13 protein-coding genes are annotated in these 14,312 nt (G+C 54.1%); 4 read left to right on the top strand and 9 right to left on the bottom strand.

Annotated features, from left to right (window positions below; translation table 11 throughout):
• Positions 1-65 precede the first annotated feature (65 nt).
• The gene (locus Q4606_RS02530; protein ID WP_303596752.1) at positions 66-1,811 is read left to right on the top strand and encodes a SulP family inorganic anion transporter; all 1,746 of its coding nucleotides are present in this window, start codon (positions 66-68) and stop codon (positions 1,809-1,811) included.
• Positions 1,812-1,819: 8 nt separating this feature from the next.
• On the opposite strand, the gene Q4606_RS02525 is transcribed toward Q4606_RS02530, so the two are convergent.
• The 9 genes from Q4606_RS02525 to dctP all read right to left on the bottom strand — a co-directional run bounded on the left by Q4606_RS02525 (position 1,820) and on the right by dctP (position 11,389).
• Positions 1,820-3,022, bottom strand: a complete 1,203-nt coding sequence (locus Q4606_RS02525) for a multidrug effflux MFS transporter (RefSeq protein ID WP_303596753.1) — start codon at positions 3,020-3,022, stop codon at positions 1,820-1,822.
• Positions 3,023-3,105: 83 nt separating this feature from the next.
• Positions 3,106-3,549: a DUF4124 domain-containing protein gene (locus Q4606_RS02520; protein ID WP_303606556.1), complete on the bottom strand. Its 444-nt coding sequence runs from the start codon at positions 3,547-3,549 to the stop codon at positions 3,106-3,108.
• A 108-nt stretch (positions 3,550-3,657) separates the two neighbouring features.
• Positions 3,658-4,866: a glycolate oxidase subunit GlcF gene (gene glcF / locus Q4606_RS02515; RefSeq protein WP_303596755.1), complete on the bottom strand. Its 1,209-nt coding sequence runs from the start codon at positions 4,864-4,866 to the stop codon at positions 3,658-3,660.
• Positions 4,867-5,027: 161 nt separating this feature from the next.
• Positions 5,028-6,095 (bottom strand): glycolate oxidase subunit GlcE, encoded by a 1,068-nt coding sequence (gene glcE / locus Q4606_RS02510; RefSeq protein ID WP_303606555.1) that lies wholly within the window; start codon positions 6,093-6,095, stop codon positions 5,028-5,030.
• The gene (locus tag Q4606_RS02505) at positions 6,088-7,560 is read right to left on the bottom strand and encodes an FAD-linked oxidase C-terminal domain-containing protein (protein ID WP_303606554.1); all 1,473 of its coding nucleotides are present in this window, start codon (positions 7,558-7,560) and stop codon (positions 6,088-6,090) included. The genes glcE and Q4606_RS02505 overlap by 8 nt, the downstream gene beginning before the upstream one ends.
• Positions 7,561-7,570: 10 nt before the next feature.
• Complete coding sequence (locus tag Q4606_RS02500; protein ID WP_303606553.1) at positions 7,571-7,996, bottom strand: heme-binding protein; 426 nt, start codon at positions 7,994-7,996, stop codon at positions 7,571-7,573.
• A gap of 19 nt (positions 7,997-8,015) precedes the next feature.
• A complete protein-coding gene (locus Q4606_RS02495) occupies positions 8,016-9,551 on the bottom strand; it encodes a TRAP transporter large permease subunit (protein ID WP_303606552.1) in 1,536 nt (511 codons plus the stop codon).
• Entirely contained in the window at positions 9,548-10,252 is a 705-nt protein-coding gene (locus tag Q4606_RS02490) for a TRAP transporter small permease subunit (RefSeq protein ID WP_303596760.1), read from the bottom strand. The genes Q4606_RS02495 and Q4606_RS02490 overlap by 4 nt, the downstream gene beginning before the upstream one ends.
• Positions 10,253-10,357: 105 nt before the next feature.
• Entirely contained in the window at positions 10,358-11,389 is a 1,032-nt protein-coding gene (dctP, locus tag Q4606_RS02485; protein ID WP_303596847.1) for a TRAP transporter substrate-binding protein DctP, read from the bottom strand.
• A 369-nt stretch (positions 11,390-11,758) separates the two neighbouring features.
• Here dctP and Q4606_RS02480 point away from each other — a divergent pair, with 369 nt between their 5' ends.
• The 3 genes from Q4606_RS02480 (at position 11,759) to Q4606_RS02470 (ending at position 14,281) form a co-directional block, all read left to right on the top strand.
• Complete coding sequence (locus Q4606_RS02480) at positions 11,759-12,517, top strand: FCD domain-containing protein (RefSeq protein WP_303606551.1); 759 nt, start codon at positions 11,759-11,761, stop codon at positions 12,515-12,517.
• Between the two features lie 155 nt (positions 12,518-12,672).
• Positions 12,673-13,443: an ABC transporter ATP-binding protein gene (locus Q4606_RS02475; protein ID WP_303596762.1), complete on the top strand. Its 771-nt coding sequence runs from the start codon at positions 12,673-12,675 to the stop codon at positions 13,441-13,443.
• 85 nt (positions 13,444-13,528) lie between these two features.
• The gene (locus tag Q4606_RS02470; protein ID WP_303596763.1) at positions 13,529-14,281 is read left to right on the top strand and encodes a transporter substrate-binding domain-containing protein; all 753 of its coding nucleotides are present in this window, start codon (positions 13,529-13,531) and stop codon (positions 14,279-14,281) included.
• Positions 14,282-14,312: the final 31 nt, after the last annotated feature.

The following is a 14,312-nucleotide window of genomic DNA, read 5'->3' as shown; positions in this document are numbered from 1 at the left end:
CTCTTGATTCGGCTCATTGATTTACACACACTTGAACCCCAGCTCCCCAGCGAATAACTGCGTATATGCTCTACAAATTACTGCCTGGCTTACTTTGGCTGCAGGGATATACGGCCCATACGCTAAGACAGGATGTGGTATCGGGCCTAGCTATTGGCGTCATGCTGATTCCGCAAAGCATGGGCTACGCGGTGCTCGCCGGGTTGCCACCGGAACTCGGGTTGTACGCCTCGATTTTCCCTCCGCTGCTTTACGCCCTGCTCGGAACCTCCAACAAGATTTCCATTGGGCCGGTAGCTCTGGATGCGATCCTTATCCTCTCCGGCCTGAGCGTGCTTGCAGAACCGGGCACAGATCAGTACCTGCAACTTGCGGTTGAGCTCACACTGCTGGTTGGCTTGATTCAGTTTGCCTTCGGGCTTTTGCGCTTCGGTTTTATAGTCAACTTTCTCTCCTATCCGGTTATCGTCGGTTACACTTCCGCCGCAGCGGTTATCATCATAGGTAGCCAGCTCCAGAGCCTTGCAGGTGTTCATGTAGACAGCGCCAATGTGCTGGACCTTTCCTGGCAATTACTGACGCACATCAGCGATTGGCACGGCGTTACGCTGGGAATCTCGGTGGCGAGTCTGTTGTTTATATTCTTGTGCAAACGTTTCCTGCCAAAACTACCCAACGCACTGCTTCTGCTGGTTGGCAGCATGCTTTTATCTGGGCTGTTTCATGCGGGACTGGCCGGTGTAGAAGTCATCAACTCCGTGCCGCGAGGTTTTCCACCGCTGCAGATCCCGGATATCGATTTCGCAAAACTCGCCGAGTTGTTGCCGGTAGCCTTTACCGTGGCCCTGATGGGGTTCGTGGGCACCATGTCGATATGCAAGTCTCAGGAATCACCGAAGGACAAGCACACAGTACAGCCAAATCAGGAACTGATCGCACTTGGGCTGGCCAATGCTCTGGGTGCCATGTTTCGCAGCTTCCCGGTGTCCGCCAGTTTTTCACGCAGTGCCGCTTTCCGGGAGGCGGGCGGTTTGACTCAGGTGTCTGCAATCGTTTCTTCCGCTCTGATTGCCATCACCGTCGTTTTTCTTACGCCATTGTTCGCTGACTACCCCCTGCCTAAAGCTGTGCTGGCGGCAATCATCGTGATGTCGGTGTTGGGGCTCTTCAAGTACAAAGAAATGAAAGTTCTGTTCCGGCAGGATAGAAAGGAGTTTGTGATCCTGCTGGTCACCTTCCTCATCACACTATTACTGGGCGTTCAGCAGGGGTTACTGGTAGGTGTGGCAGTGTCGCTGTTACTGGTTATTTACAACAGCACAACACCCCACATCACAGAGTTGGGCAAGATCGACGGAGAGGATCTTTACCGCAATATTCACCGGTTCGAAAGCATCAGCGTGCGGAAAGACCTGTTGGTTTTCCGCTTCGATGCGCCACTGTATTTCGCCAATAAGGATTATTTCAAATCGCGGCTGTACGGCATGATGAAGCGACGCCCCGAAGGGTCATTGAAAGCCGTGATACTAGATGCACAAGCCGTCAGCAGCATCGACAGTACCTCGTTGATCATGCTGGAAAGCGTGATCGAAAACCTGCGGGAGCAAGGTATCCAGCTTTACCTTGTAAGCCTGATAGGCCCGGTTCGCGACACCCTCACGCACTCTGCTGCCTTACGGGAGTACGTTCTGGATGAGCATATGTTCCCCCAGATAACCGATGCTGTGCTGTACATTGACCAGGGCATCAGCTCTCGTGCGTCAATAGCCAGACAAAGCAATACCACAAAAACCCGGCGGCGCCGGACATAGTAGTTTGACTAAGCCCGGGTTTCCCGCTCAACGGCGCCCGGGCCGCCAGCCGCCAATATGGCAGCCCCGAACACACAAACCGCCATAACCATCACAATAGGCAACAGAGTTCCACCAGCCAGTGCAGTCGATAACGCGCTTATGGCACCGGCGATGGTGAACTGCGCTGCGCCAAGCATGGCCGCAGCCGTGCCACCCAAATGCGGGAAGAACTCCAGAGCGTTGGCCATGTTGTTGGGAATGATCGCCCCCATGAAGCCAACGGAGGAGATAATACAGGCGGCGACCACCCAATAGGGTGCGCCTGCCCAGGCGCTGATCACCAATAAGCTGACAGCAATAGCCTGGAGAAATACACAGGCTCTGAGTATCCGCACCGATTTATACCGGTTAAGTAAGCGCCGGTTGAGCAGATTAAGGCTTGCCATAGCGACGATATTCGCAGCGAACAGTGCAGAGAATGTGGCGTTGGAGAGCCCGAACCATTCCTGATAGATGAACGATGCGTGGGTTATAAACACGAGCATGGCACTGAAGCAAAGCGCCTGTAAACCAACAAACCGCATGGTGACGCGATGGCGAAGCACCAAACCATAGTTGGTGACCAGCGTAGCCACAGGGGTCTGACTTTTTTGCCTCGAAGGCAGCCGCCGGAAAAGAACAAAATGAAGAACAATGGCCAACAGCGCACCATAACCCGCTAACGCCAGAAAGATCGAATGCCACTCACTCAGGTACAGCAGAAGACTACCGATCGACGGTGCCGCCGCCGGGGCTATGAACATTACAAGACCAATCAGCCCGAACAGGCGTGCCGCATCCTGCCCGTGGGTCTGGTCCCGGACAATGGCCGGGACGGATACCGCACAGAAGGCTCCGCCAATGCCTTGAACAATCCGCCAACCCAGCATCTCCGGGAGCGTTTGCGCCTGTGCAATCATGAATGCCGCACAGGAGAAGACTGCAAGCCCGGTAAAAAGCACCTGCTGCCGACCATAGCGATCAGATAGCGGGCCGCCCAACAACTGGGCCAGCCCGAGGGCTCCCACATAAGCGCTGAGCGTCAGCCCGACACTTCCATGGCCAACGCCCAGCTCATCGACAATTGCCGGGAATGCCGGCAAGTATGCATCAAGCGCCAGGGGGCCCAGGGCAACGGTCATGCCGAGAAGAATGGCTAGCTGAAGATGGGATAAAGCAGATGGTTTCAAACCGGCATCCAACAAAGAGTGACCAGACAGAACATGAAAAACCTTAGATTATTAGGGTGCTTACTACACAAGAGTCTACACCATCAGCGCAAAATACACTCCCTGCTCAACGCCTGACTGACATTACGGCGCTTGTGCCTAAGGCTATTCCCTTTACTGTTTCCATAGCCGGACCGAAGCTGCGCCTGAATCTTCGCCAGCTCGCGCCGATAGCTAGCGCAGGTTTTATTCTGCTGTGCCAACATCTTTTCCTTCGACTTGTTACGCGCTGAGTCCTCTTTGCGATCAGACGAAAGCATGCCCTGCACCTGTTCACGGATCGCCGAAATACGCCGGTGCTGCTGAAGGTTCTCCGCCATTGGCACTGTCACGGGGGCAACCACTTCAACCGGCCGGTGAGGTCTGTCAGGCGGAGGGGTATCCGTGAAATGAACAACGCCAAGGGCGTCTGTCCAGGTATAGATATCGGCGCACACCGATGATGAGAAAACCAGCGTCAGCACCGCAACTGCCATCATCCCTGGCATAACAATCCACTCCCTGTGGTTAGGTTAATTGCCGGGGCAGTATAACGGTTACCACAGGATGTGTAATGCAGGGCACAATGGAGAGTGAAATACGGCTCCGGCCAGCACTTATTGGTCGAGCAACTCCACCCAGTGCTGCACGGGCACACTGGCTTTGGTCTCAAGATGCATCTGGCAGCCAATATTGGCCGTTACGATACGGTCAGGGCTGTCTACGGTCAGCGCCTTGAGCTTGTTGCTCAGCAATTTCTGGCTGAGTTCCGGCTGCAGTACCGAGTAGGTGCCCGCCGATCCACAACACAGATGCTTCTCTTTGGTGATGGCCAGATCAACTCCGGCTTTGGTGAGCACCTGTTCCACGACACCGCTTTGTTTCATGGCATGCTGCAGTGTACAGGGGCAATGAAACGCAACCTTGCCGGCGCTCTGCTGAACTTTTAAAGCTTCAAGGTCCTGCTTCAGCAGATACGCACCAAGATCTGTGCAGAGTTCACTGACTTTTTGTGCCTTCGCAGCGTACACAGGGTCGTCCTTGAGCAAGTGCCCATAATCCTGAACCATGGCGCCACAGCCAGATGCTGTCATTACCAGGGCTTCTGCTCCGGACTCGATAGCAGGCCACCAGGCATCAATGTTCTGGCGCATGCGCTCCAGGCCTTTCTCATGCTCCGAAAGATGATAGTTCACAGCGCCACAGCACCCGGCTTCCGGCGCTTCGACCATAGTAATGCCGAGCTTGTCCAATACACGAGCTGCTGCTGCGTTGGTGTTCGGTGTTGCTGATGGCTGCACACAGCCTGCCAGGGCCAGAACAACTCGATTATGGCTCGCGGCCGGCCAGGGGCTGGCCTGCTTTCTGGGTGGTACTTTGGCGCGCAGCTTACCCGGCAGCACAGGGGCGAAGGTCTGCCCAAGACGCAACATGAACCCGAACAACACACGATTGGGAAGAACCCGCGCCAGAGCCCAACGCATCCATTTGTCTTTCGGAGCCCGGGGCAGCTCTTTATCGATGAGGTTCCGGCTGATGTCCACCAGACGGCCGTATTGCACTCCAGAAGGACAGGTGGTTTCGCAGCTGCGACAGGTGAGGCAACGATCAAGATGCTCCCGGGTTTTTTCAGTCACTTCGGCGCCTTCAAGGAACATTTTCATGAGGTAAATGCGACCACGGGGGCCGTCTCGCTCATCGTTCAGCTCCTGATAGGTCGGGCAGGTTGCGGTGCAGAAGCCGCAGTGAACGCAGGCTCTGAGGATAGATTCTGCCTCCTGCCCTTCCGTTGTATTGGCAAATTGTTGAACCAGGTTTGTTTGCATGTTTTACCTGCTAAAGACTCTTGTTCGGTAGTGTCGCGATCGGGTAGATGTTTCTCTGAAACACGCTGTGGATACTTCCCTGTACGCTTGGCTACGCCATCCATGGCTTCGCACAGTTTCAGAGAAACATCTACCCAATCACTCATCTGACCTTGGCGAGCTTACATCCAGCTATACAGACGACCGGAATTAAATATTCCATCGGGATCAAACGAGCTTTTCACTCGTTGCTGGATCGTTTTAAGGGCGTTGGGTTGGCTGTGCATTACCTCACCGGTGCGATCGCCACCACGGAACAGGCTCACCTGACCGCCGGCGGCGCGAGCCTGAGTCTCCATGTCGCTGAGTTCTCCAGCTCCACGAAACCAGCGCTGGGAGCCGGCCCAGTCGATAAACCAATCACCCTCCAGGCCCGGGTTGTCGGCCGTGGAGCCAACAGAGAAGCGCCAGAGCGGTGCGTCTTTCCCAGCAAAGAATTCGTGTTGCATGTCCTGCACTGAACGCCAGAAAGCCTGGCCATCATTCATGACGTCGCCGCTCCACTTTTCAGCGGTGGCTTCAACTGCCGATTTGGCGCCAGAGAGCCGAAGATAAACCTTGCCGTCGACCCAGCAGGCTGCAGTGATCGGCTTGGGCTCTGCTGCTCGGCTATTCATGTAGTGCAGCACCTCATCCATTGCCATGTCCTGAACCAGCGTCAAACTTGCGGCCGGATGCGGCATAACTTTCAGGCTGATTTCAGTAATAACCCCGAGGGTGCCAAGAGCCCCTGCCTGAAGCCGGGAAACATCGTAACCCGCGACGTTCTTCATCACTTCGCCGCCAAAACGCAAATGCTCACCTTTCCCGTTGAGCAGGCGTATACCCAGCACCTGATCCCGCACAGACCCGGCCCAGGGCCTTGATGGGCCGGAGAGGTTGCAGGCCAGCGTCCCACCAATGGTGGATTCAGGGCCGAAATGAGGTGGTTCAAAGTGCAGCGCCTGGCCTTGCTCGGCAAGCACAGCCTCGATCTCACGCAGAGGTGTCCCGGCGCGAACCGTCATCACCAGTTCTACCGGATGATAGTCGACAATCCCGGTATGCCCGCCGACATTGAGGTCGCTGGCATCGCGGCTTGGTTCCCGACCAATGAAGGCTTTTGTGCCACCGCCGATAATATTGAGCTTCTCCCCGCCAGAGCGGGCCTGGAGCACTTGCTCCTGCAATTGTTGAGAGATATCAGCCATGGGCGGCTTCCGTATGTTCATGCTTGTGTTGTTTATGTTCGAGCGAGCGGTATTCCTGGCAGAACTTCAGCGCGGGTACACCTTTACCCGGGTTTAGAATGCCCGAAGGGTCAAAGGCTGCTTTTACATCATGAAACTGCTGCAATTCCAGATCGTTGAACTGTACGGCCATCTGGCGAATTTTTTCCACGCCTACGCCGTGCTCACCGGTAATACAGCCGCCGACATCAACACACATTTCCAGAATTGCGGCACCGAAGGCCTCGGTTCTCTCGAATTCACCCGGTACGTTCGCATCAAAAAGGATCAGCGGGTGAAGGTTGCCATCACCCGCATGAAAGACGTTTGCAACACGCAAACCGAACTCTTCAGACAATGCCTGCATGTCTGTCAGCACCTTAGCGATGTGACGACGGGGGATGGTGCCGTCCATGCAATAGTAGTCCGGAGAAATGCGGCCAACAGCGGGGAACGCGGACTTGCGGCCCAGCCAGAGCAATGCCCTCTCCTGCTCACTTTGGGAGGTACGAACCGACGTAGCACCGAGCTTTCGGAAAACCGCCTCGGCCTCGGCTATGTGTTCGTGTACTTCTTCTTCAGTGCCGTCCACTTCGCAAAGAAGCAGCGCTTTGGCTTCGCGGGGGTAACCGGCACCGGAAAAGTCATCAGCCGCTACAATGGCGTGGCCGTCCATCATCTCCAGACCGCCCGGTATAATGCCGTGGGAGATAATCCCGCCCACCGCATCGCCAGCTTTCTGAACGCTGTCAAAACCGGCCATCACGACCTGTGCGACTTCAGGCTTGGGCAATAGCTTCACCTTCACTTCGGTTACCACACCCAGCAACCCTTCAGAGCCGGTCAGCAGGGCAAGCAGATCCATGCCACAACTATCCAGCCCGCTGCTGCCGACGTTCACCACATCGCCTTCCGCGGTCACCATCTCCACACTAAGAATGTTATGCACCGTCAAACCGTATTTCAGACAGTGCACTCCACCCGAGTTTTCCGCTACGTTGCCACCAATGGTGCAGGCAATCTGGGACGAAGGATCTGGTCCGTAATAAAGGCCGTACTGAGCAGCCTCCTCACTGATGGCGAGGTTACGCACACCTGGCTGAAGGCAGGCTGTTCGTTCCAGCGGATCGATATGCAGGATACGATTGAACTTGGCCAACGAAAGTACCACGCCCTCTTTGTTGGGCATGGCTCCAGCACTGAGCCCGGTTCCTGCTCCCCGGGCAACGACCGGAATACCGTGTTCGTGACAGATGCGCATTATCCGCTGCACCTGAGTAACGGTTTCCGGCAACACCACCAGCAACGGCATTTCGCAATACATCGACATGCCATCGCATTCGTAGGGTTTTATCGTTTCGTCATCTGTAATGACGTATTCCGGATCAATAAAAGTCCGGAACTGATCAGCCAGTTCCGCCTTGCTGATCTTTGGTTTAGTTGCCATAACGCCTCTCTCAACCACGCTGGGCTTCGAAGTAGTCTAATCCGGCTTGAGCACAATCCATGTCTTGTTGTGGCGTACCAGAGCTAATCCCGATACCTCCAACAACCTCGCCATCAATAATCACAGGTAAACCGCCGCCAACGGAGCTTATGCGTCCGCCCACCTCGGTATGAATACCGAACGCCAGGCTACCCGGCACATTGACAGCGTTGTAATCATGGGTGGCTTTTTTTGCAGCAGCAGCTGTAAACGCTTTGTCCTGCGCAATGGTTACACTCGTAATTTTGCCACCATTCATACGCTCAAAAGCAACCAGGTTTCCGGATTCGTCCACAATGGCGATGCACATCGGAATGCCTATTTCCCGGGCCTTTACGGCCGCGCCTTCAATCAGCAAACGCGCTTCAGCCAAATCCAGTCTCTTTATCGTCAACATAAAACCCTTCTCCTTTTAATCAACCGTATACAAGCCCTGGCAGCCAGGTGACAACACCCGGAACCGCAATACAAACCATCAGACCGAAAGCCTGAATGGCGAGGAACACCAGGGCAGATTTGAAAATCGTTCCCATGGAAATTTCCGGCGGGCACACACCACGGATATAAAATAACGCGTAACCGAAGGGTGGACTGAGAAACGACATTTGCATATTGACCAGATACAACACCCCGAACCAGAGCACCACATCATCCCCCTCTACCGGCGGCAAACCGAAGAGCCCTTCAAACGTAAGCGCTTTCACGATTGGAATGAAGATGGGAACCGCCAGTAACAGAATACCGACCCAGTCCAGGAACATCCCCAGCACCACCAACAACACCATAAGCAAGAACAGAATACCGTAAGAGGACATGCCCGTGCCCAGGATGGCATCAGTCACAAACTGCTGGCCACCCTGCAGGATATAAAACCCGACAAATACCGAAGCCCCGAACATGATCCACAGCACCATGGCAGAAGCTTTAGCCGTGGTGATTGAAGCCTCACGCAAGCCCCCGATAGTGAACTTTCCGTGCATCAAGGCGACGACGATGGCGCCGAATGAACCTATACCTGCCGCTTCAACCGGTGTTGCAATACCACCGAACAACAAGCCAAGAACCAGACCCACGAGAATCAAGGGTGCAATAAGGCCTTTGAGTAGCGAGAGTTTCTCGCGCAAAGAAATGCGTTCCTCAACCGGAACGGGGGGCCCAAGGCTGGGGTTCAGCCAGCTGCGAATTAACACATAAGCGATATACAGGCTTGAAAGCATCAGCCCCGGAATCACCGACCCCAGGTAGAGCTCTCCCACCGATTGCTGGGCCACAACCGCATACAGAATGGCCAGAATAGACGGCGGGATAAGGATACCCAAGGTACCGCCAGCCATAATGGAACCTATGGCAATCTGATGGTCATAACCCCGTTTAAGCATGGCAGGCAGGGCAATAATGCCCATGGTTACAACGGCCGCACCGATAACCCCGACCATCGCGGCCAAAAGCGTAGAAGCCAGGATGGTTGCTGTTGCCAGACCACCGCTAAGCCCACCCATCCATTTGTAGACCACACTGAACATTTCTTCGATCAGCCCAGCACGCTCCAGCATGGATGCCATGAATATGAACAGAGGTATCGCAGCCAGATCAGAGTTGGTCATCATCGGGAAAATCCGGCTGGGCACGATGTTCAGCATCATCGAATCACCCACCAGATAAACAAACAGCACCCCCAGGCCACCCGTTACGAAGGCCAGCGGCAAGCCCATCATCAAGGCAACAAAAAGAGAGCCAAACATCAGGTACGTCAGCGGGCCAATTTCAACACTGGCAAGGCTGCCGGCAAACTTGAACAGGAATTTCTCATCGCTGAACGGGTCATAGAAGAGGATGTTGATCATCTCTACACAGATGACGAAAGCGAACCCTACTGTCGCCAGAATCATCAACCAGGTGCCGAGTTTACCTGTGAGGTTCGGACCCGGCGCAGCCGTTGTATTAGTGGTCATGCGACACGCTCCTTACCGAGGCGAACGAACAGAACAATATCCTTGATGAGCTTGGATACACCGGCGAGCAGCAGCAAAGTAGAGCCGAGTAACATCATGCCCTTGACTGGCCAGTACTGTATGCCCCAGGTTTCCACCGTGGTCTCATTCATGGCGTAGGAGTTCTCGAAAAAGGTCCAGGAGGTGATCATCAGGACCATCGCAAACAGAAAGAAAAACATGGAAGTAAATATATCCATGCCAACCCTGCCGCGCACCGGCAAAAAGTTATACACGACATCAACCCGCACATGGGCGCCATGTAGCATTGCAAACGAGCCTGCGAGCAAATACTGCATCCCCAGAAGAAGGAAGCTGGCCTCGTGCACCCAGACGGTTGGCTGATTGAACAGGTAACGCATCACCACTTCAAAAAAGTAAAAAACGACCGCATTGATCGTCCAGAAAGAAACAAACTCACCGGACTTGTCGCTGATCCAGTCAATAGAACGGGTAAACCAGTTGCCTTCAAATTGAAGAAAAACCAGAGGGTCATCTGATTCTGCCTGTAACTCAGCAGGGGTTAATTCAGGCTCTACAGGCTCAGCACCCCGGGCAGTGGCCCATCGATACCACGCCATCATGATCAGCGGCATTACCGCCAGCCACCCCCAGTACAACCAGTGCGGCATTACAAATCCGAAGCCTTCTAGGTCAGACATTTTGTTACTACCTCAGCCATAAAACAGGGAAGGAGGACGGCTCTTTTCCCGAAGCAGTCCCTGCCCTTCCCCACTAGGTTTTTATTGTTGTCAGATAACGCGGGCTTACTTGCCTTCTACGCCTTCCAGATCAGCTTCGGTCACATAACCAACTGTGTCGTTCATCATGTACTTCAGCTGCATATCAAAAATGGCACGGGCATCTTCATCTTTATTTGCCCACTTGTACCAGATCGGAATCGCTTTGCGACGGAACTCTGAAAGGTCGGTCTGGCTAAGCCGGGTCACCGTATCGCCATCTGCCTTGAACTTCTCCATGGCTTCAATGTTGCGCTTCTGAATGGTGAGGTAGTGAACCTGGGAGTAATTGCGAACTTCATCTTCAACCAGCTTCTGTAGCTTGGGATCCAGGTTGTTCCAGTTCCGCAAGTTGACAGTAAGGTCCATCAAATCCACCGGCTGATAGATAGACATAACACCTGGAGGCCCGAACATGATGTAGTCGGTAACCTGGGAGAAACCCAGTTCGTAGTTCACAGCAGGGCCAACATAGTCAGCTGCATCGATGGTGCCTTTTTCCAGAGCCGGAAAGATATCCGAGCCAGGCAGGCTGACCGTGGATACACCAAACTCCTGAAATACTTCCGCTACCATCCCGCCGGGCACGCGCATTTTCATACCTTTCAGGTCGGCCAGACTGTTAACCGCCTTCTTGGAGTGGATGATGTTGGCGTCGTGCTGGATCGGGCCTACGTAAAACAGCCCAAACTTCTTGTAGATTTCACGTGTTTTCTCAAGCATTCCCAGCGAATAGAACATGGTGTCCCACTGGTGCGGTTGGTCCGGTCCCGCAGGATAGGAAGACAGGAAGACCGATGCGGGGATTTTACCAGACCAATAGAGAGTGAACGGGTTCATGCCCTGCAACACACCGTTGCGCACGGCTTCAAAAAGGGCGTTGTTATCGGCGGCCACCGCTTTGGCAGGGAAAGGCTTGAAAATAAGCTCCCCACCGCTTTTTTCCTCGATGCTCTCACACCACTCTTCAAAGAGGTCGTAGCCGACGGTACCGGCATCCCAGACGGACTGGATTTTCCAGGTTGTCGCAGCGTATGCCTGGCCGGCCCCCATCATCATCGCGCCAGCGAAAGCGGTACCAAGAGCGGCGGTTTTCAGAAAGCTTCTGCGCGGCGAAGGTGAGCTGGTCTCACAGCTATTCGAATTGGTTTTGCTCGGTTTCATCGAAACGTCTCCACTGAAATTGTTTTTATAGAGTTCAGAGCAACACGGGCAAAAAGCCCAGTATCGAAGATGATATTCGTGCGCCATCCCGGTTTAGTCCAGCGGGCACCGCACTGGTCAGACCAGTTTTTAAATTCGCAAAAATGGACGAACCTTGCCGAATCGTCCATATTTGCAGGGCTGAAGCGTATTTTATGAGCAAGGCCAACTAACAATAATTACTGGAAACGCTGGTCAGACCAGTGCACCCCAACAGGCACCCTGATGGCAATTTCACAGGAAATCTCATACCGGCTGGAACGGATGATCCTCGATGGAGGGCTGGCGCCAGAACAAAAAATACCCTCGGAACGGCAACTTGCCGAGCGCTTACGGGTGTCTCGATCGGTTATCCGTGAGGCTCTCCATGAATTGCAGGGTCGCGGCGTTATCGAAACCCGTCACGGGAAAGGCTCCTTCGTTTCCAGCATGGTCCCGGGGTCTGGTGACATCAGTACCCAAGGCCCTCTGATGCACCTGTTCGAAGGTCACCCGCGAACACTTTATGACTTGCTCGAGGTAAGAGAGCAGCTGGAGGGGCAAGCCGCCTTTCTTGCGGCGCAGCGGGCCACCAGCCTCGATCGCCACCGGATAGCCAAAGCCTTCCGCGCTCTGGAAGAAACCGACCCTCTTAGCAATGCACGCCCGGATCATGGCTTCCACCAGGCGATTGTCGAGGCATCTCACAATCCGATTCTGGTTCACGTACTCAACAGCCTGAAAAACATGATGCTGATGACCGTACAGGCTTCGGTTGCCAACCTTAACCCGCGCGCAGAGATGCGTAAGAAGATTGTTCTCCAGCACCGGCAGCTTTACGAGGCTGTCATTTCAGGCAGGCCCGCCAGCGCCCAGAAGGTTGCCATGGCCCATGTGCGCTTCGTCAGTAAAGCCATGCGCGATATGGAAAAAGAGGGGAGCACACTCATCCGTATTCCAATTGAACAAGAGGGCCAGAACAGCCATCAGGGTACACGCGACTGAAACCAGCAAAATGCTTGCATTGAATACTCATTCCGCCACAATAAGTTGCTGGCATCAACGCTGAAAAATCGTAAAACTGTGTGGATAAGGTGTTGATTTCCACCTTCACAGTCCGTAAAACAAACGCCTTTGAATTACAGCTTCAGGAGCCACGCATGGCGGACCAAGCGCCTTTGATCTGCAGGGATATACACAAAACCTTTGCCCAGCTTGAAGTGCTCAAAGGTATTTCACTGGAGACCCGCAAAGGCGATGTTGTTTCCCTCATCGGTAGCTCCGGTTCCGGTAAAAGCACCTTCCTGCGTTGCATCAATCTGCTGGAGACTCCCACATCTGGCGACATCATCGTGCACGGCGACCCTATCCGGTTTACCAACAACCGCAAAGGCGAGCGAGTTCCTGCAGACAACAAGCAGGTGGAATTAATCCGCGCCAAGCTTTCCATGGTGTTTCAGGGCTTTAACCTCTGGTCCCACATGACGGTGCTGGAGAACATAATTGAAGCCCCGATCAACGTGCTCAAAGTGCCTAAAAAGGAAGCCATTGAACGCGCCGAGGCCTACCTGAACAAGGTCGGCATTTACGAGCGCAAGGATTACTATCCGGCACAGATGTCCGGCGGCCAGCAACAACGGGCAGCTATTGCCAGAGCCCTGGCCATGGAGCCGGAGGTCATGCTTTTCGACGAGCCCACGTCCGCGCTGGACCCGGAACTGGTTGGAGAAGTGTTAAAAGTTATGCAGAGCCTGGCCGAGGAAGGCCGCACCATGATCGTGGTAACACACGAGATGGCGTTTGCAAGGGATGTGTCGACGCAGGTGCTGTTTTTGCACCAAGGCGTTATCGAGGAGCAGGGAACACCCGAGAAGGTGTTCGACCACCCCGACTCGGAGCGCATGAAGCAGTTCCTGGCTCCCAAGTTCTGACAGGCGGTGCTATCGTAACCGGTGTTGGACTTAAAACTTCCATAAAAAATAACGCCCAAAAGGCGACCCACTGGAGAAGTGACACATGAAAAAACTGATTATTGCAGCGAGTTGTGCACTGGCAATGTTCGCCAGCGGTACCCAGGCAGAAGAGCGCAATCTTCGAATTGCTTTCGACGTGCCTTACGAGCCATTCGAATACAAAGATGAAAACGGTGAGCTGACCGGTTTTGAAGTGGATCTGGCATCGGCCATGTGTGAAGAAATGAACGCTGACTGCGAATTCGTAATCCAGGCGTGGGACGGAATGATCCCTGGTCTGGTGGCTCGTAAATTCGATCTGATCATGTCCTCCATGTCGATCACCGCCGAACGTGCAGAGCGTGTTCTCTTCTCCGAACCTTACTACAACACCCCGGGCGGCTGGTTTGGTGCTGACAGCTTTAACACCGACGTTACCGACATGGACGCCATGAAAGGTAAAACCGTGGGCGTTCAGCGTGGCACCACGATGGACACTTTTGTAACCGAAGAAATGAGCGGCGTAGTAACGATCAAGCGTTACACCACTGCAGATGACATGGTTCTTGACCTGGAAGGCCAGCGTCTGGATGCGGTATTTGTTGACTACCCGGTTGGCGAACAAACCGTTCTGACCAAAGACGGCTTCAAGGAAGTCGGCGAACCCGTCAAGCTGGGTGAAGGCGTGGGTGTTGCTATGCGCAAGCGCGACAAGGACATTGCCGACGAAGTGAACGCGGCCCTGCGTAAGCTGAAGGAAGATGGCACTTACGACGCCATCATGAAGAAATACTTCGCTTATGACGTAAAGGTCTGATCGTTCAGATCTGACACTACTAGCCTCAGGG

It is taken from the genome of Marinobacter sp. 1_MG-2023 (assembly GCF_030549045.1).
Lineage (GTDB): Bacteria > Pseudomonadota > Gammaproteobacteria > Pseudomonadales > Oleiphilaceae > Marinobacter.
The sequence above is the reverse complement of the archived record's forward strand: the minus strand, read 5'-3'. Positions and strand labels throughout refer to the sequence as shown.

Bases quoted from the DNA above. Each gene is read 5' to 3' on its own strand.
- Q4606_RS02530 (WP_303596752.1), top strand. From the start codon at position 66: ATGCTCTACAAATTACTGCCTGGCTTACTTTGGCTGCAGGGATATACG.
- Q4606_RS02520 (WP_303606556.1), bottom strand. From the start codon at position 3,549: ATGCCAGGGATGATGGCAGTTGCGGTGCTGACGCTGGTTTTCTCATCA.
- glcF (WP_303596755.1), bottom strand. From the start codon at position 4,866: ATGCAAACAAACCTGGTTCAACAATTTGCCAATACAACGGAAGGGCAG.
- glcE (WP_303606555.1), bottom strand. From the start codon at position 6,095: ATGGCTGATATCTCTCAACAATTGCAGGAGCAAGTGCTCCAGGCCCGC.
- Q4606_RS02505 (WP_303606554.1), bottom strand. From the start codon at position 7,560: ATGGCAACTAAACCAAAGATCAGCAAGGCGGAACTGGCTGATCAGTTC.
- Q4606_RS02500 (WP_303606553.1), bottom strand. From the start codon at position 7,996: ATGTTGACGATAAAGAGACTGGATTTGGCTGAAGCGCGTTTGCTGATT.
- Q4606_RS02495 (WP_303606552.1), bottom strand. From the start codon at position 9,551: ATGACCACTAATACAACGGCTGCGCCGGGTCCGAACCTCACAGGTAAA.
- Q4606_RS02490 (WP_303596760.1), bottom strand. From the start codon at position 10,252: ATGTCTGACCTAGAAGGCTTCGGATTTGTAATGCCGCACTGGTTGTAC.
- dctP (WP_303596847.1), bottom strand. From the start codon at position 11,389: ATGATGATGGGGGCCGGCCAGGCATACGCTGCGACAACCTGGAAAATC.
- Q4606_RS02480 (WP_303606551.1), top strand. From the start codon at position 11,759: ATGGCAATTTCACAGGAAATCTCATACCGGCTGGAACGGATGATCCTC.
- Q4606_RS02475 (WP_303596762.1), top strand. From the start codon at position 12,673: ATGGCGGACCAAGCGCCTTTGATCTGCAGGGATATACACAAAACCTTT.
- Q4606_RS02470 (WP_303596763.1), top strand. From the start codon at position 13,529: ATGAAAAAACTGATTATTGCAGCGAGTTGTGCACTGGCAATGTTCGCC.